A 24,969-nucleotide genomic window follows, 5' to 3' on the forward strand; every position below is an offset into this window, starting at 1 on the left:
TTCGTCGATTGTGTCGCGGTTTCCCGGGGCGGTGCGGCAAGTGACTCCCGGCGCGGGGGGACAAGGGAGCCCGCGCACGGGAGCACTCGCCCGCCACGACGCTCCGAGGGGGAGTCCGAGCGCGCGGCGAGACGGTTTCGCTGCCGCAATTACCGGCGCGTTCCCGCTGTGCCCGGTAGTCGCCGGGCACGGGCACGCCGTTACAGCGCCTTGTTTGTCTTGCGGTGTCCGGTTGAGGCATGAAGGCGAGATGAATTGGGGGGCGAACCTGTAGCGATAACGGCAATTTTCCCGACACAGCCCTCGGGGCGGCAGTTTTCCCTTTGTGGAAGGAAACGGCTGTGGCGGAAACAAAACCGGTGGCGGTGGTGGTCGGTGCGACCGGGGGGATCGGGCGGGCGGTGGCGGTCGCGCTGAGCGACGAGGGCTACACGGTATGGCTGGCGGGGCGGGATGAAGCGGCATTGAAATCGCTGGCGGCCGAGCTGCCGGATTCGGCGCCCTGGACCGTCGATTTCGAGGATGACGTGGCCGAGGTCCCGCTCGACGTGCCCAAGGTGGACGTGCTCGTGCACTGTGCCGGGGTGTTCGCGTCCGGCACCGTGGACGAGATGCCGGAAGACCAATGGCGCCAGGTGTTTACGGTGAATCTTTTCGGGGTCGTGGGACTGACCCGTGAACTGCTGCCCCGGCTGCGGGCCGCGCGCGGCAAGGTGATCCTGGTGAACTCGACCGTCGTGCGGACCTCCGCGGCCGGCCGGGGCGCGTACGCGGCGAGCAAGGAGGCGCTGCGGGTGTTCGGCGAAGCGCTGCACCAGGAGGAAATCGACCACGGGGTGCAGGTGACGACCATCTACCCCGGCCGGGTCGCGACCGACATGCAGCGCACCGTGCGGCGCGGCGAAGGCGGCCCGTTCGAACCCGCGCGTTATCTGACCCCGGAAACCGTGGCCGCGGCGGTGCTCGTCGTGCTGTCCACCCCCGCCGACGGCCACCTCACCGAATTCGTGCTGAAACCGGCCTGGTGACCCGCGCCGCCGTGTTTGCCCGTCCGGTCAGGCGGGGAAATCGAACTGGTAGCCCTGGGCGACGAGCCACGGCAGCAACTGGTCGAGGGCTTCGACGGTCTGGGCGCGTTTGCCGCCGCCGTCGTGCAGCAGGACGACCGCGCCGGGTTGGACTGTTCGCTGCACCGTCGTGACGATCTGTGCCGCGCCGGGCAGCGTCCAGTCACGCGAGTCGACGCTCCAGGAAAGCGCTTTCATCCCCTGCCGCGCGGCGACGTCCCGGATCAGGTCCGTCCACGACCCGCCGGGCGCGCGGAAGTACGGCACGGGCACGTCGGCGCCCGCCGCGACCTGCAGATCCGACCAGCAACCCGCGATTTCCGCGGTGACGCGCTGTTCGGTGCGCTTGCCCAGGTCCTCGTCATGGCTGACGGTGTGGTCGCACAGCCGCATCCCACGGGCGAGCACGGCGCGCACGAGTTCCGGGTGACGGGTGACGTTCGCGCCGATCATGCAGAAGGTCGCCACCGCCCCGGCCCGGGTCAGCGCGTCCAGGATTTGGGGCGTGTACACGGGATCGGGCCCGTCGTCGAAGGTGAGGGCGACGAACTTGCCGGTGCGCGCGGTCCCGCGCACCAGGTCCGCCGACGCGGCCGCGGTGGCGGGTGCCGCGGCCGGTGCGGTGGCCGGTGGCGGGGCCGGGGTCGGGGTGCCCTCGGCGGAGGTGAACACCGACACCATCGCCGCGATCGCCAGCACGACGACGCTCAGCAACACGGCCCAGCGGTAGAGGTACGGCGGACGCAACACCCGATAGCGCAACTCCACCTCCAGACCGGACACGCAGCGGGGTCAACTTGTCGACTCGCGCTGCACGATAAGGTGAATGCGGCGGGAAATGCGGGAACTCGGCCGGAGTTTCCGTCAATGCGTTTCGGCGAGGGCCCGGCCGAGGTAGCCGGCACTCAGCACGGCGAAGCCTGCGCGACCTGGACGAGTGCCTCGAGGAAAATCATCGCGAGCGCGACCGGGAACCCGATGCGCGCCATCGCCGGGTACCGCACGAACGGGATCAGCCCGAAGATGTTGTTCACCAGTACGAAAGTGAACAGTGCCAGGACCACCGGCACGAACGGCCGGAACTCCGCACCGCCTATCTGGTCACGGGCGATCCCGTTGCGCGCCAGGTCGTAGAGCCGAGCAGGAAGAACGCGGCGATGATCAGCACTGACAGCACGACGAGCAGCATCGGTTCGGTGACACCGCCGGTCATTCCCGGGCGAGTGCGATCCAGTTCAGCTTTTCCTGCTCCCGCTTGGGAAGTCCGGCCACGACGAGATCGTAGGAGTCCTCGACCATCTCGCGCACGAGCCGGTCCGGCACCGAGCCGTCGACCACGACGGTGTTCCAGTGCCGCTTGTTCATGTGGTACCCGGCGGTGATCGCGGGATACTCCAGCCGCAACTGCACGGCGAGATCGGGATCGCATTTCAGGTTGATCCGCAGCGGCCGGCTCTTCAGCGGGCACAGCGCGAACATCTTGCCCGCCACCTTGAACACGCTGCTGCCCTCGTCGAACGGGAATTCCTCGCGCACCCCGGGCAGGCCGAGGCAGATCCGGTGCAGCTCGGCGGCCTTCATCCCGCCACCCTAACGTCACCTCGGGGGCGCGCCACGTGGACGCGCCCCCGAGGGCCCGGCATCGTCGCTCAGAAGGCGCCGAACGCCTTGGTGAAGTCCAGCGGCTGCTGGTCGATGCTGCTGCAGGTGGCCTGCGCGAACCCGGCCGCGCCGCCGGGGCACGGCTTGTCGCGGGTCGCCGACCACATCGCGAGCCACGCCAGGTCCTTGCCCGCCGCGAACTGCGCGAGCTTCGTCGCGTCGGCCACGGTGAACACCTCGCTCGCGGTGTCGTTGACGCCGATCATCGGGGTGACCGCGACGTGGTGCCACGCGTCGGTATCCGAGAGCCCGAGCACGTCCTTGACCTGCGCCTGGGTCGCGGTGGCGGCGTCGATGGCGAACTGGCCCATCCGGCCCGACGGGTTCGGCGCCGCGCCGTCGCCGTAGTCCATCGCCATCACATTCACCGAGTCCACCCGCACGCCGTTGGCCTTGGCGTTCTGCAGCAGATTCACGCCGTCCTGGGTCAGGCCCGAGGGCAGCACGGGCAGCGTGAACGACACGTCGAGGTCCTTCTGCTGCTGCAACTGGGCGATCGCCTGGGCGCGGCGGGTGTTCGCGGCGACGTCGCCGAGCGCGGCGCCTTCGATGTCGAAGTCCACTTGGGACAGTCCGTAGGTGCTGATCGCCTTGCCGTAGGCGGAAGCCAGCGACGAGGGGTCCGAGCAGGCCTGCGCGAGTTCGGTGCCGTTGGCGCCGCCGAAGGACACCCGCACGTCACCGCCGGCCTGGCGCAGCTGCGGGATCTGGCCGGGCACACCGTCGTTGTTCAGCTCGCTGACGCCGCCCCATTTCGGGGTGCAGCCGCCGCCGGAGAGCACGAACGCGAGGGTGAAGTCCTTGACACCGGTCGAGTTCGCGGTCGAAACCAGGTCGAACGGCGGGTACAGAGAGGTGTCGACGTACGGGGCGAACCGGCCGGACGCGGTTGCGGCCGGCTTGCTCGTGCTGACCGGCGGCTTGCTGCTGGTGGTCTTCGAAGACGTCGTGGCCGGGGGTGCCGTGGTCTTCGACGGGCTCGCCGGCGCGATCGTCACAGGCGGCGAGGACGTGGCCGGTGCCGGGGCGGGGGTGGTCGAGCAGTCGGCGCCGTTGATCTGGCAGGACATCGGGTCGCCCTTACCGGCGCTCACCACGAAACCGACGTCGAGGGACTGGCCGTCAGGGAGCGAGGGCTGCCAGGCCGGCGGGGTGACGGTGACCCGCTGACCGTCCACTGTGTACGCCGCGTTCCACAGTGAGGTGACCTTCGCGCCCGCGGGCAGGGTGAAGGTGAGCTTCCAGCCGTTCATCGGCTGCCCGGTCGGGTTGGTCACCTTGTACTGCGCCGAGTAGCCGGTGCTCCAGTCGGCGGTCTTGACGTAGACCGCGCTCGGCCCGGCGGCGCTGGCCGTGCCGGGGATCGCGACGGCGGCCGCCACGGCGCCCGCGATCGCGACTGCCGCCGCGCCGCCGGAGATCAGCGTGCGGCGGCGGTGCCGGCCGTTGTGGGACGACATCAGGGTTTTACCTCCTCGAGTGGTTTGGACCTGCGAGGACGCTAGGGCGCCCGCGGGCCAGCCGGAACCGCGCTCAGGGAGGGCGAATGATCTCTTAAGACGCGCTTAAGGCGGCGGGCACGGTGCGCAGCCGGAGGCGGATGTCGGCGCCGCCGCGGGCCGGGCGGCGGATGGTCAGCTCGCCGCCCGTCGACTCGGCCACGCGGCGCGCGATGTCCAGGCCCAGCCCGGTCGAACCCGTGCCGCCCGCGCCTTCGCCGCGCCGCAGCGCCGCCGCCGGGTCGGGGATGCCCGGGCCCGCGTCGTACACCCGGATCGTGACGGCGTAGTCGGTCGTGCGCACGTCCACGCCGAACGACACGCCTTCGTCGGTATGCCGGAAAACGTTGCCCAGCACGGCATCCAGGGCCGCAGCGAGGTCCGCGCGCGAGACCGGCACCGGCGCGGAGCGGTGCGTCCCGTCGGCCCGCCACCGCCGGCCCTGGTCCTCGGCGAGCGCCGACCAGAAGTCCGTGCGGTCGCGGACGACCTCGGCGGCGTCACAGCCGAGCACCACCGTCTCGTCCGCGCCCCGCCCGCGGGCCGCGCGGATGATCTGGTCGACCTCCCGCTCCAACTGGGAGACCGCGTGCCGGGTCGCCTCGGCGCTCTCGGACTCGCCGAGCGCCGCGGTGTTCAGCTTCAGCACGGTGAGCGGGGTGCGCAGCCGATGCGACAGGTCCGCGGCCAGTTCCCGTTCTCCCGCAACGAGTTGCCGTACCCGCTCGGCCATCGCGTTGAACGCGGCCGCGGCCTCGCGCAGCTCCGGCGGGGCGTCGGTATCGGTGTCCGGGGCGCGCGCGTCGAGGTCACCGGACCCCAGCTCGCGCGCCGCGGTCGCCAGGCGCCGGGCCGCGCCGACGATCCGGGTGCCGAGCCGGTCGGCGACGAGCACCGAGATCAGCACGAGCGCCGCCGCGACGCCGGTGAGCACGAGCCACGCGGTCATCACGCCCGCGGACAGCTCGGATTCGGGCACGAACACCTCGACCACGGCGATCCGCGCGTTGTCCACCGCGACCGGCTGCAGCAGCGCGTACCCACCGGAAACGGTCACGGTCGCCGACGTCCCCTCCGCGATGACGCCCGCCAGCTGAGCGGCGTCCGCCCGCGGCGTGCCGAGCGTGGCCAGCGCGTCACCGGTGTCGGGCACGTGCACCGCGACCAGGCCGTCCGCCCCGGCTTTCGTGCTGGCCAGCGCCCGCTGCAGGGCGGTGTGATCGGTGGTGATGGCGAGCGCCGGGCCGAGCTCCGCAGCCTGCCGTTCGGCGCCGGTGAACGCGCGGTCGTGCGCGGTCTCGCCCACCATCAGCCCCAGCGGCACCAGGAAAGCCAGCGCCACCATGGTGGTCACCGCGACGGCGACCCGGACCAGTGCCCACCTCACGGCGCCTCGATCTTCACGCCCACACCCCGGACCGTGTGCAGGTACCGGGGTTTCGCCGCGGTCTCACCGAGTTTCCGGCGCAGCCAGGACAGGTGCACGTCGATCGTCTGGTCGCCGCCGTAGGCCTGTTGCCACACCGCGGTGAGCAGTTCCTTGCGCTGCACCACGACTCCGGGCCGAGCGGCGAGGAACGCGAGCAGGTCGAACTCGCGGCGGGTGAGGTCGAGCGCGGTCCCGTCGAGGGTGGCCTCGCGCCGGCGCGGGTCGACGACCAGCCCGCCGACGCGCAGCAGCGGCGTCGCCCCCGCGCCGCCCGTGCGCCGCAGCACCGCGGCGATCCGGGCGTTGAGATGTTCCGGCGAGAACGGCTTCACCAGGTAGTCGTCGGCGCCGCTGTTGAGGAGGCGGACGATCCCGGTCTCGTCGTCGCGCGCGGTGGCCACCACGACGGGCACCTCGGTGACGCCGCGCAGCATCCGCAGCGCCTCGGCGCCGTCGAGATCCGGCAGGCCCAGGTCGAGCACCACGAGATCGCAGCCGACCTGCGTCACCTCGCGCAGCGCGTCGAGGGCGGCGCCGACGCTGCGCACCGCGTGCCCGGCGTCCGACAGGTGCCGGACGAGCGCGGCGCGCACGAACGCGTCGTCTTCGACCACGAGAACTGTCGCCATACTGTGCCCTTCAGTACCAATCCGACCACAGCCACGGCTATCCAGCTTGCGTCGCATCGGTTACGTGTTGCTCGGGGTCTGCCTACTTTTGGTCGGATTGGTACTGCGCTACCGTACGCACCCGATGAGGCAGGATGGCGGGCGATGAGACGAACGCTGGCCCGCGCCGCCGCCTGGACGGCCACCACCGCAGCGGCCATCGCCCTGTCGTGGTTCGGCGTGCACAGCGTGCTGGCCACGGACGCGATCGGCCCGGCGCCGCAGGCGATCCCGATCACGGCGCCGGCCACGACCACGGTCGCGCCGTCGCCGACCCTGACCCCGCCGACGAGCACCGCTCCCCCTCGCCCGTCGTCGCCGGCGGTGCCGGCCACGACGAGTTCGAGCCCCGCCGCGGACGTGCGCGGCTACCAGCTCAGCGGCGGGCGGGTGGTGCTGGAGCTGGGCGCCGCGTCCGCGAAACTCGTGTCCGCGACGCCCGAGGCGGGATGGCAGGTCCAGGCCTGGCAGGCCGACGGCTGGCTGCGCGTCGACTTCAGCCGTGACGGCACGACTTCCTCGTGCTTCGTCACCTGGAACGGCCACCCGCCCACGGTCCAGACCACCTAGCAGGCGCCGTTGTCGGTCCACACTCCGGCGGGGCCGCCCGGGGTGTCGCCGTAGGTCCACCACTTCGCGGTCCACGAATGTCCGTTGTAGGAAACCGAAGCGCCACCGTTGTACGCCGTGGTGGCACTCCACGCGGCGACCGCACAGCTGCCGCCGCCACCTCCCGGGGTCGTGGTGGTCGAGGTCGGCGGCGTCGTGCCCATCGGCGGGGTGGCGCCGGCGAACCGCGCGGTGAACTTCGTGAAGTCCCAGTCGTTCTGCGAGACGTTGCTGCACACACCGTTGTCGGTGGTCGTCGTGCAGGCGCGGTCCCGGTTGACCGACCAGAACGTCATCCGGCCGAGGCCGTGACTCGTCGCGTAGTCCAGCACGGTCTGGAAGTCCGCCTGGTAGAAGAACTCCGAGGCGTCGCTCTTGCCGTTCATGCCGGAGAAACCCTCGTGCGCGTAGGCCGTTCCGCTGTCCCAGCCGAGGTGGCTCATCAGCAGGGAGTGGAACGCCTCCAGTGCACTGGTCTGGCTGGACGCGCCGTTGAACCCGCCGTCGAACGGCATGATCGAGAAGTTGTTCGGGGTGAAGCCCAGGTTCTTCGCCTTGTCCAGCAGCTGCGTGCCGAACCAGCCGGTGCCCGCCGCGGTGCCCGGCATGGTCACCGAGACGAACAGCCCGGAGTTGTTGCGCTGCAAGATCTGTGCCGCGCCCAGCTCGTTGTTGATCGCGGCGTCGTTCTCGTACTCGGGCTCTTCGAGGTCGAAGTCGATCGCGTGCAGCCCGTACTTGTCGATCACCTGCTGGTAGGCGGCCGCGGTGGCGTTGGCGTCGGAACAGGTCTGGCCGAGCTTGGTGCCGCCGTACCCGCCGACGGACACCGAGACGTCCCCGCCCGCGCCGCGGATCCGGTTGATGACCCCGGCCACGGCGGTGTCGGAGGAGACCGCGGAGGTGCCGTCCCAGGTGGGCGAGCACCCGCCGCCGTTGGGGGCGAGGATGAAGGCCAGCTGGAACGCCTTCTGCCCGGTCGCGGCCATCACCACGGTCGGGTCGGGCGGGTTGTTGCTCTGGGGCATCAGGTAGGGGGCCGACGCGTACCAGTTGCTGCTCAACGCCGCCGTCGCACCGGCCGCGGCGCCGGCGTGGGTGACGAGCGTGAGGGCGGTTCCGGCGACGACCGTCGCGGCGGCGAGGATCGAGGCGATTTTTCGACGGTGCACTTGTCCTCCTCGGAAAGCGGAGCTTCTCGTAATGTGGACTAGACCATTGCTATGGGTCAATACTTTGGACTGGACCACTCGGCGAGAGGCGACTTCCGTCGGGCGAATCCGGACATTCCACGCGGCGCTCCGGGGCGACCCCGAATCCGACTCCGGGTGCGCGTCCGGGGAGTTCCCGATGCGCCGCCGCGCTCGGCGCGGGAGCCTGGATGCATGACGACTACGAAGACGTTGACCAGGTCCCGGTCCAACCGCGTGATCGCCGGTGTCTGCGGCGGGCTCGCCGAGCGGCTGGGCTGGCGCCCGAACACCGTCCGGCTGCTGTTCCTGCTGTCCTGCCTGCTACCGGGCCCGCAGTTCCTGATCTACCTCGTGTTGTGGGTGATCATGCCGTTAGAATCCGACTGATCTCACCTCGGACAGCAATTAGAGGACGCGTGTGACCCGCTGTGCCTGGGCCCAGGGCTCGGACCTGATGACGACCTACCACGATACCGAGTGGGGCCGTCCGGCACACGACGACGGGTACCTGTTCGAGCTGTTGCTGCTCGAGGGCGCGCAGGCGGGGCTGTCCTGGTCGACGGTGCTGGCCAAGCGGGAGAACTACCGCCGCGCGCTGGACGGGTTCGACTACACCCGGATCGCGCGCTACCAGCAGGCCAAGCTCGACGCGCTGCGCGAGGACGCCGGCATCGTCCGCAACCGGCTCAAGATCGTCTCGACGGTGAAGAACGCGCAGGCCTTCCTGCAGGTGCGCGAGGAATTCGGCTCGTTCGACGCGTACCTGTGGCAGTGGGTCGACGGCAAGCCGGTCGTGCGCCACCGCCGCGCCAGCGAGCCGCTGCCGGCGAGCACCGAACTGTCGGACCGCCTCTCGAAGGACCTCAAGCGCCGTGGCTTCACCTTCGTCGGCACCACGATCGTCTACGCGTACCTGCAGGCCGTAGGCGTAGTCGACGACCATGTGAAAGGCTGCCTCGCGATCGCCCCGTGATTCGCAGGAGGTAGCGATGGCCGCCGGTCGTTTGACGCCGCTGCCGCCGCGGCCTGGCGGGCGCCGCCGGATCACGTCGGTGCCTCTCCCCTACGTCTCCCCCGGTCTGCTGCGCTTCCTCGCGCAGGAATCGGGCAGCGCCGCGATCCTGCTCGGCTGCACGGTGGTGGGCCTGGTGTGGGCGAACATCCCGGGCGCGGGCTACGAGGCGTTCTGGACCACCGAAACGATGTTCCGCATCGGCTCCTGGCAGATGACCCTGGACCTGCGGCACTGGCTCAACGACGCGCTGATGGTGGTCTTCTTCCTGACCATCGGCCTGGAGATCAGCCGCGAGGCCGCGGTCGGGTCACTGCGCGACCGGCGGACCGTGATCGTGCCGGCGCTCGGCGCGCTCGGCGGGATGGCCGCGCCGGCCCTGCTGTACTTAGCGTTCACCCACGGCGGGCCGGCCGCCGCCGGCTGGGCGATCCCGATGTCCACCGACACCGCGTTCCTGATCGGGATCCTCGCGCTGTTCGGGCCGCGCTGCCCGGACCAGCTGCGGCTGTTCCTGCTCACACTGTCCATTGTGGACGACATCGGCACGATCCTGGTGATGGCGTTGTTCTACACCAAGCACGTGTCGATGGTCGCGCTCGCGATCGCCGCCTTCTTCGTGGTGGTGCTCCTGCTGCTGCGGTGGGCGGGGGTGTGGCAGCTCGCGCCGTACGTGGTGACCGGGCTCGGGCTGTGGTTCGCGATCTACGCCTCCGGGGTGCATCCGACACTCGCCGGGGTGCTGGTCGGGCTGATCGTGCCCGCCGTGCAACGGGATCCGGACGCGCACGAGCGGCTGCGGTTCTACGGTCGCGCGGTGATCGAGTACGCCGACCCGTTCCGCGTCCGGCTCGCCTCCGCGGCGGCCCGCGCCACCGTCCCGGCCAACGACCGGCTGCTGAACGCGATCCACCCGTTCAGCGCCTTCCTGGTGGTGCCGCTGTTCGGGATGGCGAACGCCGGGGTGCGGCTGAACGGCGGGATCCTGCGCGACTCACTGCACTCCCCGGTGACGATCGGCGTCTTCACCGGGCTGGTCGCTGGCAACGCGCTGGGCATCTCCGCGATCACCGGTCTCGTCCTGAGCACCAAGCTCGGCGAACTGCCGGGCCGGGTCCGGTACGGGCATCTGCTCGGCGGCGCGGCGCTGGCCGGGATCGGGTTCACCATCTCGCTGTTCCTCACCGACCTCGCGTTCGACGACGAGATCCTGCGCACCGAGGCGAAGATCGGGGTGCTGTCGGGTTCGCTGGTGGCCGCGGTGATCGGCTCGGTACTGCTGCGCTACCTCGGCGAGCGGCTGCCGCTGTGTTCGATCGAGACCACCGAAGGCCCACCGCCGCTGCCGTCCGGCCCCTGGCGGGACCCGACGGTCGCGGCGTGAGTCAACGGCGCAGCCCGAGCGACGAGCGCAGCGCGGCGAGTTCCATGCGGCCGGTGTAGAGACGCCCGTCGACGAACAGCGTCGGCGTGCCGCGGACGCCGTCCTCGGCGCCCGCCTGGTAGTCGGCCTCGACGGCGGGCCGGAACGCCTGCGCGGCCTCGCCCACCGCGTTCGTCACGCCGAGTTCGGCCGCGTACCGGGCGAGGTCGGCGTCGGTGAGCCGGTCCTGGTGCGCGTACAGCTGGTCGTGCATCGCCCAGAACCGGTCGCCGCTCGCTTCGGCGGCCAGCGCCGCGGTGAGGGCGAACGGATGCTTCTGGAACACCGGGAAGTGCCGGAAGATCAACCTGACCCGGCGGCCGGCGGTGTCGACGAGCTGCCGCAGCACCGGCGCGGCGGCGCCGCAGTAGGGGCATTCGAAGTCCCCGTACTCGACGATGGTGATGGGCGCGTCGACGGACCCGTAGCAGTGCCGGTCGAGGTCGATCTTCTGGGACACGGCGCTAGCTTAGCTAGCAGTGATCGCCGTGCCAGGCTTCGCGGCCTTCACGGATGGCCAGTGCTCCGATCGCGAGCGCCGCTAGCGGGTCCGCCCACCACCAGCCGAGCAGTGCGTTGAGCAGCAGGCCGGCCAGCAGCACGCCGGACAGGTAGGTACACAGCAGGGTCTGCTTGGAATCGGCGACCGCGCTCGCCGAACCCAGTTCGCGCCCGGTCCGTCGTTGCGCCATGGACAGCACGGGCATGACCACCAGCGATACCGCGGCGAGCACGATCCCGGCCGTCGACTCCTCCGCTTTCCCGTGTCCGGCAAAGGAAATCACCGACCCGACGGTGACATACACGGCGAGCGCGAAGAACGACACCGCGATCACCCGCAGCGCTGCGCGTTCACGCGCCTCCGGGTCGCTGCCGGAGAACTGCCAGGCGACGGCCGCGGCCGAGGCCACCTCGATCACCGAGTCGAGCCCGAACCCGATCAGCGCGGTCGAATCCGCGACCGCGCCGGCCGAAACCGCGACGACCGCTTCGAGCACGTTGTAGCTGATCGTCGCGGCGACCAGGAGCCGGATCCGCCGCGCTAGCACCGCTTGCCGTTCGAGCATCAGTCTTCGCATTCCGGGGCGGCGTCGACGGCGAGCACGACCTGCGCCAGCTCGCGCAGCGCACGCGCCAGGTGCGGGTCGGACAGCGCGTAGCGCACCTGCCGCCCCTCGTACGACGCGACCACGAGACCGCAGCCACGCAGGCAGGCCAGATGGTTGGAGACGTTGGAACGGCTCAGCTCCAGCCGTTCGGCGAGCTGGCCCGGGTAGGCCACGCCGTCGAGCAGGGCGACCAGGATCCGGCAGCGCGTGGGATCGGCCATCGCCCGGCCGAGCCGGGCCAGCGCGTCCTCCCGTGTCTCACACTTCAGCACAAGCAAAACAATACATCCAAGACTGAACTAACGGAAGTGAAAATTCCTCACCGGCACCGGATGCGGGTGGTAGGAAGAGTTGGTGACCATCGATGCTCCTTTCACAGACCTCGACGGCTATGTCTCCCTCCCCCGCGCCGCCGGCCTCGCCCTCTCACCCGATGGGCGGCGCCTGGTCGTAGGCGTGTCCACGCTCGACGCGAAGAAGACCAAATGGGTACCCGGCCTGTGGGAGGTCGACCCGTCCGGCGAGCGCCCGGCCCGGCGCCTGACCCGGAGCAAGCAAGGCGAATCGGGCGCCGTCTTCACCCCTGATGGCGATCTGCTGTTCGTCTCCGCGCGCCCCGAACTCGACGCGGAGGAGCACGAAACGGACAAGAAGGCGGCGCTGTGGCGGCTGCCGGCCACCGGTGGTGACGCGGAAGTGATCGCCTCGCCGCCCGGTGGCGTGCAGGGTGTCGTGGTGGCGCGCGACGCGGGCGTCGTCGTGGCCGGCTCGTCGATGCTGCCTTCGGCCGCGGATGCCGAGCAGGACAAGGAGTTGCGCGACCGCCGCAAGGACGAGGCCGTCTCGGCGATCCTGCACGAGGAGTACCCGATCCGGTACTGGGACCATGATCTCGGGCCCGGCCGTCCCCGCCTGCTCGCCGGCAAACCCGGGGAAGAGTTGCGCGATGTCACCGGACATGCCGGGCGCGCACTGGACTTCGAGTCCACTTGGGACGTTTCGCCGGACGGCCGCACGATCGTCGCGGTATGGACGGTACCCGAGCCCGGCGGCTCCCAGCGCGACACGCTGGTGGCGATCGACGTCGCGACCGGGGACCGCCGCGTGCTCGCCGACGACGTGGACCACGAGTACGCCGATCCTCGTTTTTCCCCTGATGGCAACCGGATCGCGGTCATCGTGGCCGAACGGCCGACGGCCGCGAAGATCGGCGACCAGTGGCTCGCGGTGCTGCCGGCGGGCGGCGGCGAGCCGCGCGCGCGGACCGCGTCGTGGGATCGCTGGCCGAACCATCCGGAGTGGACACCGGACGGCAGCGCGCTCGTGGTCGTCGCGGACGATCTGGGGCACTCTCCACTGTGGAAGGTCGACGCGGGCACCGGCGAGGTCACGAAGCTGACGGAGTCCGGTTCGTTCAGCGATGCCCGCGTTTCCCCGGACGGGCGGTGGATCTACGCCCTGCGTTCCTTTGTGGACAGCCTGCCGGCGCCGTATCGCGTCGCGATCGACGGCAGCGTCGTGGAAGCGCTTCCCGGCCCGTTCCCGGCTGTCGAAGTACCGGGGTATGTGGAGGAGGTCACCACGACGGCGGCCGACGGTGCGCCGCTGCGCGCCTGGCTGGCCCTGCCGCACGGCACGAGTGCCCAGGCCCCGGCGCCGCTGCTGCTGTGGATCCACGGTGGCCCACTGGGTTCGTGGAACGCCTGGCAGTGGCGGTGGAACCCGTGGCTCGCGGTCGCGCGGGGATACGCGGTGCTGCTGCCGGACCCGGCGATCTCGACCGGGTACGGGCTGGACTTCATCCAGCGCGGCTGGGGCGAATGGGGCGGCGCGCCGTACACCGACCTGATGTCGCTCACGGACGCCGCGATCGGGCGGACGGATATCGACGAGACCCGCACCGCCGCGATGGGTGGTTCGTTCGGCGGGTACATGGCGAACTGGGTGGCCGGCCACACCGACCGGTTCAAGGCGATCATCACCCATGCCTCGCTGTGGGCGATGGACCAGATGGGCACGACGACCGACGGCGCGTTCTACTGGCCGCGCGAGATCAGCCCGGAAGCCGCGAGCCGGAACTCACCGCACCATTCCGCGGACGAGATCACCACGCCGATGCTCGTCATCCACGGTGACAAGGACTATCGCGTGCCGGTCGGCGAGGGCCTGCGGCTGTGGTGGGATCTCTTGTCCCGCTCGACCGCCGCCGACGGGTCCAGCCCGCACAAGTTCCTGTACTTCCCGGACGAGAACCACTGGGTGCTGACACCGAATCACGCCAAGGTCTGGTATGCCACCGTGCTGGCGTTCCTGGCCCACCACGTGCACGGCAAGGAGTGGCAGCGCCCGGAGATCCTCGGCTGAGCCGGGGATGGTGTCACCGGCGTACCTGCGGCAGTTCGGGGAACCGGGCGGGTATCTGGACTTCGCCCGGTTCGGTCCCCCTTCACGCGCGGTGCTCGACACCACGGCCCGGCTGCTCGAACAATCCGCCGGCGCTGGTTCGTCCACTGTGGACGAACTCATGCGGCAGGAGCAGCGGGCGAAGGCGGTGATCGCCCGGTTGTGCCGTACCGGCGCCGATCACGTCGTGCTCGTGCCGAACACCAGCCAGGGCCTGTTCCAGGCCGCGTTCGGCGTGCCCGGCGGTGAGGTTCTTGTGTCGGCGGCCGAGTTCCCGGCCAACACCTATCCGTGGGCGCGGGCGGCGGAGGCGGGACGGCTGACGGTCCGCGGCCTCGCCCCGGGTCACGTCACGGCCGACGCGGTCACCGCCGGGCTCACTGCGGACACGACGGCCGTTTCGGTGAACGCGGTCGACTTCCGCACCGGCTACCGGGCCGATCTCGCCGCGCTGCGCGACGTCGTGGGCGACCGGTTGCTGATCGTGGACGGGATCCAGGGTTTCGGCGCGATCGACGCACCCTGGGACGCGGCCGACGTGCTCGTGGCGGGCGGCCAGAAATGGCTGCGCGCCGGCTGGGGCACCGGGTTCGCCGTGCTGTCGGACCGGGCGCTGGAACGGCTGCGGCCGGTGCTGTCCGGGTGGACGGGCGCGGCCGGCGGGGGCGTGTTCGACAACGAGATCCACCCGCCCGCGCCCGGCGCCGCGAGCTGGTCGATCACGAACCTCAGCCCGGTGTCCTCGGGGGCGTTCGCGGCCGCGCTGGAGTTGGCCGAGGAGGCCGGGATCGGCGCGATCGAGGCCTGCATCGCCGAACGGGTCGGCACGCTCGAAGAAACTCTGCGCTCGCTCGGCGCACAGATCGTGTCCGCGACCGGGCGACGGGCCGGGATCCTGGCGTTCACGCTGCCCGGCAAACCCGCGGCCCAGGTCGGTGCGCTGCTGGCCGCCGAGGGCGTCGCGGCGACGGTGCGGCCCGAGCACGTCCGCCTGTCACCGCACGCGTCCACACCGATGGCGGCGGCGGACCGGCTCCGGGCAGCACTGTCGCCGTAGCCCACCCCGCCGGGGACTGCGGCAGAATCGGAGGAGAAGATCGCGAACCCGGGAGGATCGTCGTGCCGCTGCCTTCGGAACCGTTGCGGAAGCTGGGCTTCCTGACCATCGGGCTGTTCGACGGGGCCGACCCCGGCCCGGGCCACGAGTCCACGCTGGAGATCATCGCGCTCGGCGAGCGGCTCGGGTTCGACAGCGCCTGGGTCCGCCACCGGCACCTGCAGTACGGCATCTCCTCCCCCGTCGCCGTGCTGGCGGCCGCGTCCCAGCGCACCAGCCGGATCGAACTCGGCACCGCCGTCATCCCGCTCGGCTGGGAGAACCCGCTGCGCCTGGCCGAGGACCTCGCCACCGTCGACATCCTGTCCGGCGGGCGGCTCAACCCGGGCCTGTCCGTCGGCCCGCCGATGCACTACGACGACGTCAGGCAGGCGCTGTACCCGCGGACCGCCGAGCTGGAGGACTTCAGCTACGACCGCGTCGAGCGCCTCCTCGCCTGCGTGCGCGGCGAGCCGGTCACCGAGTTCAGCGGCACCGAGGGGATCGAGGTGTTCTCCAACCGGGTCCAGCCGCACTCCCCTGGCCTCGCTGGGCGCCTGTGGTACGGCGGCGCGAGCCTGCGGTCCGCGCAGTGGGCCGGTGAGCACGGGATGAACTTCCTGACCAGCAGTGTGGTCCGGGCCGACGAGCCGGCGGACTTCGCCGAGATCCAGCGCGCGTCCATCCAGGCGTTCCGCGCGCACCACCCCGACGGTGCCCGCGCCCGGGTGTCGCAGGGGCTCGTCGTCATCCCCACCGACTCGGCGACCCCGGCGCAGCGCGCGAAATACGAGCAGTACGTGGAAAAACGGACGCCGCGCACGACCAGCCCGCAGGGCCCGGCGCGGTTGCTGTTCGCCCGCGACATCCTCGGCACGTCCGCCGAGATCGCCGGACAGCTCTACGCGCACGCCGCGTTCCGCGAGATCGACGAGGTGGCTTTCGCGCTGCCGTTCAGCTTCGAGCACGAGGACTACGTGCAGATCCTCACGGACATGGCCACCAAACTCGGCCCCGCGCTCGGCTGGCAGTCCCGATAGGACAGTCCTACCGGGACACGCTCAGCGCTTGACGAGCGCGATGATCGACCCGATCAGGCTGACCCCGCCGGCGCCGAGGAAGAAGTAGTAGCCGGGCCCGGTGCTGTCCGGGTTCGCCGGGCCGTTGCTCAGCCAGAAGATCATCCCGACGATCATGGCGAGCGAGACCACCAGCAGCAGCGCGCCGACGACCCGCTTGCCGCGCATCGGCACGAACAGCACCGCGCCGCCCAGGATGGCCAGGCCGCCGCCGATCAGCACGAGGTACACGCCGATCTCGATCATCGTGCCGCCGGAGCTGCCGAGACCACTCGCCGTCCCGGCGACGTCCGCCACGTCCATGCCCGTCAGGACCTGGTCGCGGAGGCTGAACCACTCCAGGAAGAACTGCAGCACCCCGGCGATCCCACCGACGATCAGCACGATCGCGGCCGGGATGTTGCTGGTCGGCCGCGCACCACCGCCCCACGGCGCCTGCGGTCCGTACCCGTACTGCGGCGGGTAGCCGTACTGCCCGGGTTGCGGCGCGCCGTAGCCGTACTGGCCGGGCTGCTGCGGGTAACCGGGCTGCGGCACGGGGTATCCGGGCTGCTGCGGGACGCCGTAACCGGGCTGCCCCTCGCCGTACCCGCCGGGCTGCGGCGGTTGCTGCCCTGGATAAGTCATCGTTCCCCCTCGACACCGCGACCGGTTCCGTCGGCCGATGGTACTGCCCGCGGCGTCACCTGGTAAGCGGCGACCCGTCGGCGGCGTACGCCCTCGGCGGGGTCATCAGGTCGCTGGAGGGCACCTCGTCGAGGGTGAACCAGAACGCCACGACCTTCGGGTCCTGGCTCCACGCGGCCTGGCGCGCCCGCATGGTCTGCCCGCGCACGGTGGTGGTGATCTTCGCCGCGGGGCCGACGTAGTAGCCGAACACCGGGGTCGCCGGGTTCAGCCCGGCGTTCCCGTAGAGGACCCGGAAGCCGGGCGTCAGGTCCGAACCACTGGTCACGTTGGCCAGCAGCTGGCCGGTCAGGTCACCGGACGGGGCGCGATGGCCCGCCATCAGTCCGAAGTGGACATCCGGCAGCCCGGGTATGTCGGCCGGGACGAAATAGAGCACCCGCTCCCCCTGGGCATCCGCTATCCCGGTCGGCACGACGGCGCCGAGTGGCTGCTTGTCCGGCCCGGGCGGCGGTGTGCTCGCGGGCACCATGGGCGGCGGCGCCGTGACGGGCGGGGCGCCGGCGGCGACCGGGGGCGCGGGCTCGCGGAGCTGGGTGGCCAGTCCGGCTACGACCGCGATCACGGCCACCACCGCGGCGACCGCGGAGCCCTGCAGCACCTGCCGTCGCCGGCGCAACCGGGTGCCCCGAGCGATGATCCGCGCGACGTCCGGCGCCGGGTAGCCCTCCCCCGGCTGTTCGCGCAGCGCCGCGCGCAGCTGCTCGAGATCGGTCACGCGGCACCTCCCCTCGCGGCCGGCACGTCGTCCAGTGCGGAGACCCGCAGCTTGGCCAGCGCCCGCGAGTTCGTGCTCTTCACCGTGCCCACCGAAACTCCCAGCTCGTCCGCGACCGCGGCCTCCGGCAGGTCGAAGTAGTGCCGCAGCACGATCACCGCCCGTTCGCGCCCGGTGAGCCCGTCCAGCAGTGCGGCGAGCCACTGCTGGTTCACCACGTCGCGCTCCGGGGCGTCGGCGGCGCGCTGCTCGGGCGGCTCGTCGGCGGGCAGCTCGCGGATCGGGCGCCGCCAGCCGTCGATGACGTGGTTGACCAGCACCCGCCGCGCGTAGCCGTACGCGTCCTGGTGCCGGACCCGCCGCCAGGCGGCGTAGGTGCGGACCAGGACCGTCTGCACCGCGTCCTCGGCCTGGTGGCGGTCCCTGGTCAGCAGGTAGGCGGCATGCGTGAGCCGGCCGGAGCTCGACGCCACGAAATCGGCGAACTCCTCGTCCCCACGGGTTCCGTGCCCCATATCTCCCTCAGACGGCCGGGCCGCCGGAAAGGTTGCGCCTCCCGGCCGGCAGCTTCGCGACTACCAGCTTGCCACCGCGGGGCGCGGCTCGTGTTTGACCGGGTGCGCCGCCGGGTAGCCGAACGCGGCCGGACCGGACGGAGACGATGAGCGACCACCACCTCCAGCTCGACCTGGCGCCCGGGCAGGTGCCGCCGCTGGTCTCGGTCCGGCGGTGGGCCGCTCACACGCTGCCGGTCGGCCGGCCGCGTCTGGTCGCCGACGTGCAGCTGGTGGCGACCGAGCTGGTCACGAACGCGTTCGATCACGCCGGGGGCGCGGTCGGCATCCGGCTGGCCTATGAGCCGGCGCGCGGGCGCCTGATCGTCGAGGTGGACGACCCGAGCGACGAACCGCCGAAGCGGCGCTCGGCGGGGGTCAGCGCGTTCCGCGGCCGGGGGCTCGTGCTCGTCGAGGGCATCGCGACGGCGTGGGGGTGCCGCGCGCGGCCCGGCGGCGGCAAGACCGTGTGGGCGCTGCTGGACGTATGAGGGCTCAGCGGTGGCGGCGGTCGTAGGCCTTCGCCGCCGCGCGCTCGGTGCGCACGCGGAGCACCTCTTCCCGTTCCGTGGCTTCGACTTCGTTGAGACCGAGCTCCACGGCGCGGCGGATCTGCTCCCGGTTCTCGCGCACCACGGTGGAGAAGAACTCGTCGATCCGCGGGTCCAGCAGCACTTCCAGCACCACGCGGAACGACGTGTCCACGACGCCGCGCACCAGCTCGCCGTGGAACGGGACGCGCCGCAGCCGGCCGAGCTGCGGGTCCTCGGACAGCTTCTCGGTGATGATGGCCCGCAGCTCGCCGCGGTGGGCGTCGAGCGAGCGCGCCAGGTTCTCCGGGTAGTTGCCGGTCTCCAGCACCTTGACCACCTCGTCGAGCACCGCGATGGTCACCGGTTTCTTGACCGCGCGCACGATCGGCTCGGACAGTTTGTCGACGAGCCGGTAGGTGAACTGCTCGCCCAGCGCCCGGTCCGCCGCGCGGCCGATGCGCACCAGCATCAGCACCACGACGACGAACCGGTGCCCCAGCAGTATCGGGTGCGCGACCGGCACCATCGCGAACACCTCGTACCAGTTGCGGGTGAGAAAGCGCTTTCCCCAGTGGCGGCGGCGCCACCGCCACAGGAAGTCCCCGAGGAACAGCACGCACACGGCGCAGTCGGTGTAGAAGATCCACAGCCCGGCTTCGGGCGCGGGCGGCGGGCTGACGATCAGGTACAGGGGCAGGCCCACGGAGATCACCGCGAGCACGAGCATGATCCAGTCGTCCGCGCGCACGTTGCCGGGCAGGATCCCGCTGTTGAGCTCCGGCTCTCCGGGCAGGCTCGTCATGGCCCCGATGATGACATGCGCGTCCAGCCGAGTCCGAAGTAGACGGGACTTCGCCGTGCGCGAAAACCCGTGCGGGGTGGCGGCGGCGCGGGCAGGCTCGATCACCATGGACGGACTGCTGCGGCGACGGGACTTCCGGCTGCTGTGGCTGGGCCAGAGCACGAGCCGGCTCGGCAGCAACGTCTCGGCGGTCGCGCTGCCGCTGGTCGCCGTGGTGACGCTGGATGCCGACGCATTCACCGTGGGGCTGCTCGCCGCCGCGGCCTGGGTACCGTGGCTCGTGCTCGGGCTGCCGGCCGGCGCGTGGGTGGACCGGGTCGCCCGGCGCCCGCTCATGATGGCCTGCGATCTCGTTGCGGCGGCGCTGTTTCTGTCCGTTCCGGTCGCGGCGTGGCTCGGCGTGCTGAGCGTGCCGCACCTGCTCACGGTCGCGCTGCTGGCCGGGGCGGCGAGCGTGTTCTTCACGACCGCGTATCGCGTGTATCTGCCCACGGTGGTTCCGGACGCACAACTCGGCGCCGGGAACGCGATGCTGCGCGGCAGCGAGTCCGCGGCGCAGATCGCGGGCCGGGGGCTCGGTGGGGTGCTGGCGCAGGTGTTCGGCGCGGTGTCGGGGCTGCTCGCGGACGCCGCGACGTTCGTGGTTTCGTTCTTCAGCCTGCTGTCGATCCGCGCGATCGAAGCACCGCGAACCGGCTCTCGCTCGTCCCTGCGCGAGGAAATCGGCACCGGGCTCCGGTGGACGTTGGGCGATCCTTGGCTGCGGGCGCTCGCGGTGTTCGGGTGTGTCGCGAACCTCGGGCTGACCGGTTTCCAGGCGCTGCAAGTACTCTTCGTCACGCGGGACCTCGGCGCCGGGCCCGCCGTGGTGGGGATTGTCGTTGCCTCGTCCGGAATCGGCGGGGTTGTCGGCGCCATCTGCGCCACCCGGATCACCCGCCGGTTCGGCACCGCGCGCGGGCTGCTGCTGTGCCTGACGACGACGTTGCCGTTCCTCCTGCTGATCCCGGTGGCGGCGCCCGGTTGGGGCGTGCTCCTGGCAGTGGCCGGGAATCTCGTACCGGCGGCGGGAATCGTGGCCGCGAACGTGGTGATCGCCGCGTTCCAGCAGACCTATCCCCCGCCCGGTCTCCGGGGCCGGGTGGTCGCGACGGCGAACGTCGTCAGCTACGCCGCCGATCCGGTCGGGGCCGTGCTGGGCGGTGCGCTCGCCACGGTGCTCGGCGTGCGCCCGGCCATCGGGATCATGACCGGGGTCGTGCTGGCCGCGGGTGTTCTCCTGGTCACGAGCCCGCTGCGCCGGACCCGGGAACTTCCCGCAATGCCACCGAAGCATCGCTGATCGCGTCGAGGACGGCACCCGCCAGCGACCGGCCCACCCGTTTCGTCCGCATCCGGCTCGACGGGAGCACCATGTTGAGCGACGCGACGGGTGCGCCCAGCACATCGCACACCGCGGCGCCGACGGCGCTCACCCCGTGCTCGCCCTCTTCCACGTTCATCGCGAAGCCCGCCTTGCGGATCGCCGCCAGCTCGCGGGTCAGCTCCGGCCAGCCGGCGATCGACGACGGCGTGCGGCGTTCCAGGCTCCGCCCGGCGAACCGGCGGTCGAACTCCACTTCGGACAGTGCGGCCATGATCGCCTTGCCCGCCGCGGTGCAGTGCGCGGGAATGAGCACCCCGGTCCGGTTGCCCACCCGGACCGTCCGGGTGCTCTCGATCCCGTCGACGAACCGGATCTGCCGCCCCTCCAGCACGCCGAGGCTCACCGTCTCGCCCGTCCGCGCCCACAGCCGTTCCAGCACCGGCCGCAGCACCTGCCGCACATCCATCCGGTTCACCGCCGCCAGGCCCAATTCCTGCAGCACGGGACCGGGAACATAGGGGCCGTTGCGTGCTTCCTGCTCCGCGAAACCCTGCGCGCGCAAGGAGTTCAGCAAGCGGTGCGCGGTCGAGGGCGCCACGCCCAGCAGGTCCGCGACCTCCGACAGCCGCAGTGCCCGGTGCTGGGCGAGCAGCCGGACGAGCTGCAGCGCGTTGTCCACGGAACTCAGCCCGGACGGCGATTTCCTCATGACGGAAATATAACTCCGGGATCTTCCGCTTGCCCGCGACCCGTGATTCGCTCGGAGCAGGCCTGGCGGAAAGGAGACAACGGTGTCCACGCCCGTGCCCGTTGACGCGATCGAAGAGCTGCGGACGGCCCGGTTCGGCCGCTTCCACCTGATGCTGGTCGTCAGCATCATGCTCGCGATGATCTTCGACGGCTACGACACACTCAACGCGTCCTACGTCATCCACTACACGGTGAAACCGTGGGGGCTCAGCCACAGCGAGACCGGGCTGATGGTCTCCTCCGGCCTGATCGGTTTCCTCATCGGCGCGCTGGTGCACGGCCCGATCGCCGACCGCATCGGTCGCCGCCCGGTGCTGCTGTGCGCATTGTTCGGCACCGGAGTGCTGAGCCTCGCCACCGCGGTCGCCGCGAACGACTTCGGTTCGTTCATCCTGCTGCGGTTCCTGACCGGGCTGTTCCTCGGCGTGATCATGCCGCTGGGCACGGCGTTCATCAACGAGTTCGCGCCGGCCCGCTCGGCGAACCGGGTGGTCGCCGCGACGGTCGCCGGGCTCAGCATCGGCGGTCTCCTCGCCGCGCTGGCCGGTATCTACGTGACACCGAGCCTGGGCTGGCACGCGCTGTACTGGATCGGCGCGGCCCCGCTCGTGCTCGGTTTCGTGCTGCTGCCACTGCTCCCGGAATCCGTCCAGTTCCAGGTGCTGCGCGAACGGCACGACGACGTCGCGAAAACGCTGGAGAAGATCAACCCCGGCCGGATCTACGCCGGCTCACGGTTCGTGCGGCCGCGCGGGCGCGCGTCGGCCGCGGAGATGATCGGCACCGTGGTCGGCCCGCGGTTCCGGCCGACGAGCCTCGCGCTGTGGGTGTGCGCGTTCATGATCCTGTTCTGCATCTACGGGTTGTCGGGCTGGCTGCCGTCGGTGATGGAAAGCCGGGGCAACGGTTTCGCGGCGTCGTTCTTCTTCCTGGCGATCCTGCAGCTGGCCGGGATCATCGGCGGGATCACGGTCGCGATCGTGTGCGACCGCCGCCGCGGCGATCTCGCGGTGGGCCTGACCGTGCTGATGGTCATCGCGGCCGTGGCCGTGCTGCTGGTCGGCGTGAGCGCCGGGGCGAGCGCGCAGCTGATCTTCACCGGTTTAGCCGGATTCGGCATCATCGGCGGTCAGTCCGCTTTGGACACCCTGTCCGCGCAGACCTATCCGGTGCACCTGCGCAGTACCGGTACCGGGATGATGTTCGGCGTCGGCCGGATCGGCGGCATTCTCGGGCCCTACCTCATCGGCTGGTTGCTGGACTGGACCAATGGGGCGACGACCGTCGTGTTCGTGGTGATGCTGGTCGCGACCGGGATCGCGGCGGTCACCGGTGGCGCGCTGGTCGTGTTCCGCCGCAGGCTTTCCACTGTGGACAGAAAGGGAGAACATGTCGGAACCCCTGACGACCGGCGGCGGCGTGGGCTATCTGCGGATCGCCACTGAAGAGGCGTACGCCCCGCCCGAGCTGATCGACCTGTTCCGCAAGACGCTGGAAACGACCGGCGACATCGGTTTCCGGAGCCTGATGGGCCATTACCTGACGAGTGACGCCGAGCGGCCGCGGTTCGTCCGCGACCGGCTGCAGGACGCCGGCGAAAAACGTCTGTCCGAAATGGACGCGGCCGGGATCGATCACGCGGTGCTGGCGCTGACCTCGCCGGGCACGCAGGTGCTCGGCGACGGCGACGCGCGGGAGATCGCGGCGATCACCAACGACCGGATCGCCGAGGCGACCCTCACCTACCCGGCCCGGTTCTCGGGCCTGGCCGCGGTCGGGTTCGGCGACATCCCGGCCGCGGTGAAGGAGCTCGAGCGGGCGGTGAACTCCTTGGGGCTCAAGGGTTTGATCTGCAACTCGCACATCAAGGGACACTACCTCGACGAGCCGCGGTTCTACCCGGTCCTCGAAGCGGCCCAGGCCCTCGGCGTCCCGGTCTACCTGCACCCGAACACCCCGAACAACGACATGATCAAACCGCTGGTCGAGGCGGGGCTGGACGGTTCGATCTTCGGGTTCGGCGTGGAGACCGCGATGCACCTGCTGCGGATGATCACGGCCGGGGTGTTCGACCGGTTCCCGTTGCTGAAGGTCGTGGTCGGGCATCTCGGCGAGGCGCTGCCGTACTGGCTGTACCGGCTGGACTACATGCACGCGGGACAGGTGAAGGCCAAGCGGTACGAGGCGATCAAGCCGCTGGAGCTGAAGATCAGCGAGTACTTCCGGCGCAACATCTGGCTGACCACGAGCGGGATGCCGTGGGCGCCGACGATCTCCTACGCCCGCGAGGTGGTCGGCGCGGACCGCGTGATGTACGCGATGGACTACCCCTACGAGTACGTGCCCGAGGAGGTCCGGATGCAGGACGCGCTGCCGCTGACCCCACCCGAGTTGAAGCAGTTCTACCAGGACATCGCGATCGACGTGTTCGGCCTGGACGAGGCCGTGATCAGCGGGAAGTGAGCACGGACTCGGCCACGAATTCCTCCCAGGTCCGCTGCCCGGCCTGCCCGGACACCGACAGGTTCTCGCCCGACCGGTAGGCGCGCCCGGCCGCGCCGGGCATGCGGATCGGCAGAAGCGCCCGGTGCTTGTCCCGCACCTTCAGGTAGCCGCGAACCAGGTCGGCCAGCTCGTACACCTTCGGCCCGGGCAGGTCCGGCACGAGCCCGGCCGGTTCGCCGAGCGTGAGTGAGGCGAGCCGCGCCGCGACCTCGCGCGGGTCGACCGGCTCGAACCGGAGGCCGCCCGGCGCCGGGATCACCGGCAGCTTCACCATCTTGTCCAGCATCGTGCGGACGAGCGTGTGGAACTGGGCGGCCCGCAGGATCGTCCACGGCACGCCGGATCCGATGATGGCCTCCTCGACCGCCCGCTGGGTGCGGAACCAGCCGAGCGGCATCCGGTCCGCGCCGATGACCGAGATGGCCACCAGATGCCGGACCCCGGCCCGCTGGGCCGCCCTGGCCACGGCGCGGGCGGCTTCGTCGTCGCGTTTCGGTCCGCCCGCGAGGTGCAGGATGATCTCCGTGCCGGCCGTCGCGTCGTCGATTTCCTTGCCGGACAACAGATCGCCGGTGACGTACTCGACACCGTCGGCGGGTGCGTGCTCGTGGCGGCTCAGAACACGCACCCGCCGGCCGGACGCGCTGAGCAACGGGAGGACGTGGCGGCCGAGTGTGCCGGTGCCGCCGGTGAGCAGAATGGTCATATTCCCCTGACACCCCGCGCGCGGCGGATGTGACCGAGCATCGGATGTGGCCCAGCGCACCAGGTCGGGCACTGTGCACAAACGACAGTCGTGGCCTGG

General features: G+C 70.9%; 26 protein-coding genes and 2 pseudogenes. 12 read left to right on the plus strand and 16 right to left on the minus strand.

The features are described from left to right. Positions 1 to 341: 341 nt before the first annotated feature. Positions 342 to 1,028 carry an SDR family oxidoreductase gene (locus LOZ83_RS15940; protein ID WP_236791414.1) on the plus strand — a complete coding sequence of 229 codons (687 nt, stop codon included), beginning with the start codon at positions 342 to 344 and terminating at the stop codon, positions 1,026 to 1,028. 27 nt (positions 1,029 to 1,055) lie between these two features. Here the strand turns inward: LOZ83_RS15940 and LOZ83_RS15945 are convergent, their stop codons facing one another. The 6 genes and pseudogenes from LOZ83_RS15945 to LOZ83_RS15970 form a co-directional block, all read right to left on the minus strand. After that, positions 1,056 to 1,850, minus strand: a complete 795-nt coding sequence (locus tag LOZ83_RS15945; protein ID WP_236791416.1) for a polysaccharide deacetylase family protein — start codon at positions 1,848 to 1,850, stop codon at positions 1,056 to 1,058. A gap of 167 nt (positions 1,851 to 2,017) precedes the next feature. Next, a pseudogene (locus tag LOZ83_RS15950) lies at positions 2,018 to 2,280 on the minus strand (F0F1 ATP synthase subunit A); the annotation flags it as partial. Continuing rightward, entirely contained in the window at positions 2,277 to 2,648 is a 372-nt protein-coding gene (locus LOZ83_RS15955) for an MmcQ/YjbR family DNA-binding protein (protein ID WP_236791418.1), read from the minus strand. The pseudogene LOZ83_RS15950 and the gene LOZ83_RS15955, both read right to left, overlap by 4 nt. A gap of 68 nt (positions 2,649 to 2,716) precedes the next feature. After that, positions 2,717 to 4,189, minus strand: a complete 1,473-nt coding sequence (locus tag LOZ83_RS15960) for a cellulose binding domain-containing protein (RefSeq protein ID WP_236791419.1) — start codon at positions 4,187 to 4,189, stop codon at positions 2,717 to 2,719. Positions 4,190 to 4,283: 94 nt separating this feature from the next. Next, positions 4,284 to 5,615 (minus strand): HAMP domain-containing sensor histidine kinase, encoded by a 1,332-nt coding sequence (locus tag LOZ83_RS15965; protein ID WP_236791421.1) that lies wholly within the window; start codon positions 5,613 to 5,615, stop codon positions 4,284 to 4,286. After that, positions 5,612 to 6,286: a response regulator transcription factor gene (locus LOZ83_RS15970; RefSeq protein ID WP_236791422.1), complete on the minus strand. Its 675-nt coding sequence runs from the start codon at positions 6,284 to 6,286 to the stop codon at positions 5,612 to 5,614. Before LOZ83_RS15970 ends, LOZ83_RS15965 begins: the two co-directional genes overlap by 4 nt. A gap of 144 nt (positions 6,287 to 6,430) precedes the next feature. Between LOZ83_RS15970 and LOZ83_RS15975 the strand changes: the two genes are divergently transcribed. Further along, positions 6,431 to 6,895 (plus strand): hypothetical protein, encoded by a 465-nt coding sequence (locus LOZ83_RS15975; protein ID WP_236791423.1) that lies wholly within the window; start codon positions 6,431 to 6,433, stop codon positions 6,893 to 6,895. Here LOZ83_RS15975 and LOZ83_RS15980 read toward each other — a convergent pair. Then, positions 6,892 to 8,106: a chitinase gene (locus tag LOZ83_RS15980; RefSeq protein WP_236791425.1), complete on the minus strand. Its 1,215-nt coding sequence runs from the start codon at positions 8,104 to 8,106 to the stop codon at positions 6,892 to 6,894. The two genes, LOZ83_RS15975 and LOZ83_RS15980, sit on opposite strands and share 4 nt — an antisense overlap. 213 nt (positions 8,107 to 8,319) lie before the next feature. On the opposite strand from LOZ83_RS15980, the gene LOZ83_RS15985 reads away from it, so the two are divergent. The 3 genes from LOZ83_RS15985 to nhaA are packed head-to-tail and all read left to right on the plus strand — an operon-like array spanning position 8,320 to position 10,523. Beyond that, positions 8,320 to 8,514: a PspC domain-containing protein gene (locus LOZ83_RS15985; RefSeq protein WP_236791426.1), complete on the plus strand. Its 195-nt coding sequence runs from the start codon at positions 8,320 to 8,322 to the stop codon at positions 8,512 to 8,514. 31 nt (positions 8,515 to 8,545) lie between these two features. Next, complete coding sequence (locus tag LOZ83_RS15990; protein WP_236791428.1) at positions 8,546 to 9,100, plus strand: DNA-3-methyladenine glycosylase I; 555 nt, start codon at positions 8,546 to 8,548, stop codon at positions 9,098 to 9,100. Between the two features lie 16 nt (positions 9,101 to 9,116). After that, a complete protein-coding gene (gene nhaA, locus LOZ83_RS15995) occupies positions 9,117 to 10,523 on the plus strand; it encodes a Na+/H+ antiporter NhaA (RefSeq protein ID WP_236791429.1) in 1,407 nt (468 codons plus the stop codon). A 1-nt stretch (position 10,524) separates the two neighbouring features. Here nhaA and LOZ83_RS16000 read toward each other — a convergent pair whose 3' ends face one another. The 3 genes from LOZ83_RS16000 to LOZ83_RS16010 are packed head-to-tail and all read right to left on the minus strand — an operon-like array spanning position 10,525 to position 11,943. Further along, positions 10,525 to 11,022, minus strand: a complete 498-nt coding sequence (locus LOZ83_RS16000) for a DsbA family protein (protein WP_236791430.1) — start codon at positions 11,020 to 11,022, stop codon at positions 10,525 to 10,527. Positions 11,023 to 11,035: 13 nt separating this feature from the next. Next, positions 11,036 to 11,629, minus strand: coding sequence for a cation transporter (locus LOZ83_RS16005; RefSeq protein ID WP_236791432.1), 594 nt, complete (start codon positions 11,627 to 11,629; stop codon positions 11,036 to 11,038). Further along, entirely contained in the window at positions 11,629 to 11,943 is a 315-nt protein-coding gene (locus tag LOZ83_RS16010; protein WP_236791433.1) for a helix-turn-helix transcriptional regulator, read from the minus strand. Before LOZ83_RS16010 ends, LOZ83_RS16005 begins: the two co-directional genes overlap by 1 nt. Before the next feature lie 82 nt (positions 11,944 to 12,025). Here LOZ83_RS16010 and LOZ83_RS16015 point away from each other — a divergent pair, with 82 nt between their 5' ends. The 3 genes and pseudogenes from LOZ83_RS16015 to LOZ83_RS16025 all read left to right on the plus strand — a co-directional run bounded on the left by LOZ83_RS16015 (position 12,026) and on the right by LOZ83_RS16025 (position 16,210). Next, positions 12,026 to 14,035, plus strand: coding sequence for a prolyl oligopeptidase family serine peptidase (locus LOZ83_RS16015; protein ID WP_236791435.1), 2,010 nt, complete (start codon positions 12,026 to 12,028; stop codon positions 14,033 to 14,035). A gap of 7 nt (positions 14,036 to 14,042) precedes the next feature. Next, a pseudogene (locus LOZ83_RS16020) lies at positions 14,043 to 15,122 on the plus strand (aminotransferase class V-fold PLP-dependent enzyme); the annotation flags it as partial. A gap of 71 nt (positions 15,123 to 15,193) precedes the next feature. Further along, positions 15,194 to 16,210 carry an LLM class flavin-dependent oxidoreductase gene (locus LOZ83_RS16025; protein WP_236791436.1) on the plus strand — a complete coding sequence of 339 codons (1,017 nt, stop codon included), beginning with the start codon at positions 15,194 to 15,196 and terminating at the stop codon, positions 16,208 to 16,210. Between the two features lie 21 nt (positions 16,211 to 16,231). On the opposite strand, the gene LOZ83_RS16030 is transcribed toward LOZ83_RS16025, so the two are convergent. From LOZ83_RS16030 to LOZ83_RS16040, 3 genes are read right to left on the minus strand one after another with little or no spacing between them, the layout of a single operon-like run. After that, a complete protein-coding gene (locus tag LOZ83_RS16030; protein ID WP_236791437.1) occupies positions 16,232 to 16,876 on the minus strand; it encodes a hypothetical protein in 645 nt (214 codons plus the stop codon). A 55-nt stretch (positions 16,877 to 16,931) separates the two neighbouring features. Further along, a complete protein-coding gene (locus tag LOZ83_RS16035; RefSeq protein WP_236791439.1) occupies positions 16,932 to 17,654 on the minus strand; it encodes a hypothetical protein in 723 nt (240 codons plus the stop codon). After that, on the minus strand, positions 17,651 to 18,169 hold the full coding sequence (locus LOZ83_RS16040; RefSeq protein ID WP_236791441.1) for a SigE family RNA polymerase sigma factor: 519 nt from the start codon (positions 18,167 to 18,169) through the stop codon (positions 17,651 to 17,653). Before LOZ83_RS16040 ends, LOZ83_RS16035 begins: the two co-directional genes overlap by 4 nt. 146 nt (positions 18,170 to 18,315) lie before the next feature. Here LOZ83_RS16040 and LOZ83_RS16045 point away from each other — a divergent pair, with 146 nt between their 5' ends. Next, complete coding sequence (locus tag LOZ83_RS16045; RefSeq protein ID WP_236791446.1) at positions 18,316 to 18,699, plus strand: ATP-binding protein; 384 nt, start codon at positions 18,316 to 18,318, stop codon at positions 18,697 to 18,699. Positions 18,700 to 18,703: 4 nt separating this feature from the next. Here LOZ83_RS16045 and LOZ83_RS16050 read toward each other — a convergent pair whose 3' ends face one another. After that, the gene (locus LOZ83_RS16050; RefSeq protein WP_236792100.1) at positions 18,704 to 19,468 is read right to left on the minus strand and encodes an ion transporter; all 765 of its coding nucleotides are present in this window, start codon (positions 19,466 to 19,468) and stop codon (positions 18,704 to 18,706) included. Between the two features lie 181 nt (positions 19,469 to 19,649). On the opposite strand from LOZ83_RS16050, the gene LOZ83_RS16055 reads away from it, so the two are divergent. Continuing rightward, positions 19,650 to 20,885: an MFS transporter gene (locus tag LOZ83_RS16055; protein ID WP_236791448.1), complete on the plus strand. Its 1,236-nt coding sequence runs from the start codon at positions 19,650 to 19,652 to the stop codon at positions 20,883 to 20,885. Here LOZ83_RS16055 and LOZ83_RS16060 read toward each other — a convergent pair. Next, positions 20,827 to 21,618, minus strand: coding sequence for an IclR family transcriptional regulator (locus tag LOZ83_RS16060; protein ID WP_236791449.1), 792 nt, complete (start codon positions 21,616 to 21,618; stop codon positions 20,827 to 20,829). The two genes, LOZ83_RS16055 and LOZ83_RS16060, sit on opposite strands and share 59 nt — an antisense overlap. Positions 21,619 to 21,700: 82 nt before the next feature. Between LOZ83_RS16060 and LOZ83_RS16065 the strand changes: the two genes are divergently transcribed. Both LOZ83_RS16065 and LOZ83_RS16070 read left to right on the plus strand, forming a co-directional pair. Then, positions 21,701 to 23,104 carry an MFS transporter gene (locus LOZ83_RS16065; RefSeq protein WP_236791451.1) on the plus strand — a complete coding sequence of 468 codons (1,404 nt, stop codon included), beginning with the start codon at positions 21,701 to 21,703 and terminating at the stop codon, positions 23,102 to 23,104. Next, positions 23,049 to 24,122 carry an amidohydrolase family protein gene (locus tag LOZ83_RS16070; protein ID WP_236791453.1) on the plus strand — a complete coding sequence of 358 codons (1,074 nt, stop codon included), beginning with the start codon at positions 23,049 to 23,051 and terminating at the stop codon, positions 24,120 to 24,122. Before LOZ83_RS16065 ends, LOZ83_RS16070 begins: the two co-directional genes overlap by 56 nt. On the opposite strand, the gene LOZ83_RS16075 is transcribed toward LOZ83_RS16070, so the two are convergent. Then, positions 24,109 to 24,870: an SDR family oxidoreductase gene (locus tag LOZ83_RS16075; protein WP_236791454.1), complete on the minus strand. Its 762-nt coding sequence runs from the start codon at positions 24,868 to 24,870 to the stop codon at positions 24,109 to 24,111. The two genes, LOZ83_RS16070 and LOZ83_RS16075, sit on opposite strands and share 14 nt — an antisense overlap. Positions 24,871 to 24,969 lie beyond the last annotated feature (99 nt).

The organism is Amycolatopsis sp. GM8 (genome assembly GCF_021653975.1).
Taxonomy (GTDB): Bacteria; Actinomycetota; Actinomycetes; order Mycobacteriales; family Pseudonocardiaceae; genus Amycolatopsis_E.

Excerpts from the sequence above, each read along its gene's own strand:
- LOZ83_RS16070 (WP_236791453.1), top strand. The coding sequence starts at position 23,049 with ATGTCGGAACCCCTGACGACCGGCGGCGGCGTGGGCTATCTGCGGATC.
- LOZ83_RS16055 (WP_236791448.1), top strand. The coding sequence starts at position 19,650 with ATGGACGGACTGCTGCGGCGACGGGACTTCCGGCTGCTGTGGCTGGGC.
- LOZ83_RS15975 (WP_236791423.1), top strand. The coding sequence starts at position 6,431 with ATGAGACGAACGCTGGCCCGCGCCGCCGCCTGGACGGCCACCACCGCA.
- LOZ83_RS15985 (WP_236791426.1), top strand. The coding sequence starts at position 8,320 with ATGACGACTACGAAGACGTTGACCAGGTCCCGGTCCAACCGCGTGATC.
- nhaA (WP_236791429.1), top strand. The coding sequence starts at position 9,117 with ATGGCCGCCGGTCGTTTGACGCCGCTGCCGCCGCGGCCTGGCGGGCGC.
- LOZ83_RS15960 (WP_236791419.1), bottom strand. The coding sequence starts at position 4,189 with ATGTCGTCCCACAACGGCCGGCACCGCCGCCGCACGCTGATCTCCGGC.
- LOZ83_RS16040 (WP_236791441.1), bottom strand. The coding sequence starts at position 18,169 with ATGGGGCACGGAACCCGTGGGGACGAGGAGTTCGCCGATTTCGTGGCG.
- LOZ83_RS15970 (WP_236791422.1), bottom strand. The coding sequence starts at position 6,286 with ATGGCGACAGTTCTCGTGGTCGAAGACGACGCGTTCGTGCGCGCCGCG.
- LOZ83_RS16005 (WP_236791432.1), bottom strand. The coding sequence starts at position 11,629 with ATGCTCGAACGGCAAGCGGTGCTAGCGCGGCGGATCCGGCTCCTGGTC.
- LOZ83_RS16060 (WP_236791449.1), bottom strand. The coding sequence starts at position 21,618 with ATGAGGAAATCGCCGTCCGGGCTGAGTTCCGTGGACAACGCGCTGCAG.
- LOZ83_RS16045 (WP_236791446.1), top strand. The coding sequence starts at position 18,316 with ATGAGCGACCACCACCTCCAGCTCGACCTGGCGCCCGGGCAGGTGCCG.
- LOZ83_RS16075 (WP_236791454.1), bottom strand. The coding sequence starts at position 24,870 with ATGACCATTCTGCTCACCGGCGGCACCGGCACACTCGGCCGCCACGTC.
- LOZ83_RS15955 (WP_236791418.1), bottom strand. The coding sequence starts at position 2,648 with ATGAAGGCCGCCGAGCTGCACCGGATCTGCCTCGGCCTGCCCGGGGTG.
- LOZ83_RS16030 (WP_236791437.1), bottom strand. The coding sequence starts at position 16,876 with ATGACTTATCCAGGGCAGCAACCGCCGCAGCCCGGCGGGTACGGCGAG.
- LOZ83_RS16050 (WP_236792100.1), bottom strand. The coding sequence starts at position 19,468 with ATGCTCGTGCTCGCGGTGATCTCCGTGGGCCTGCCCCTGTACCTGATC.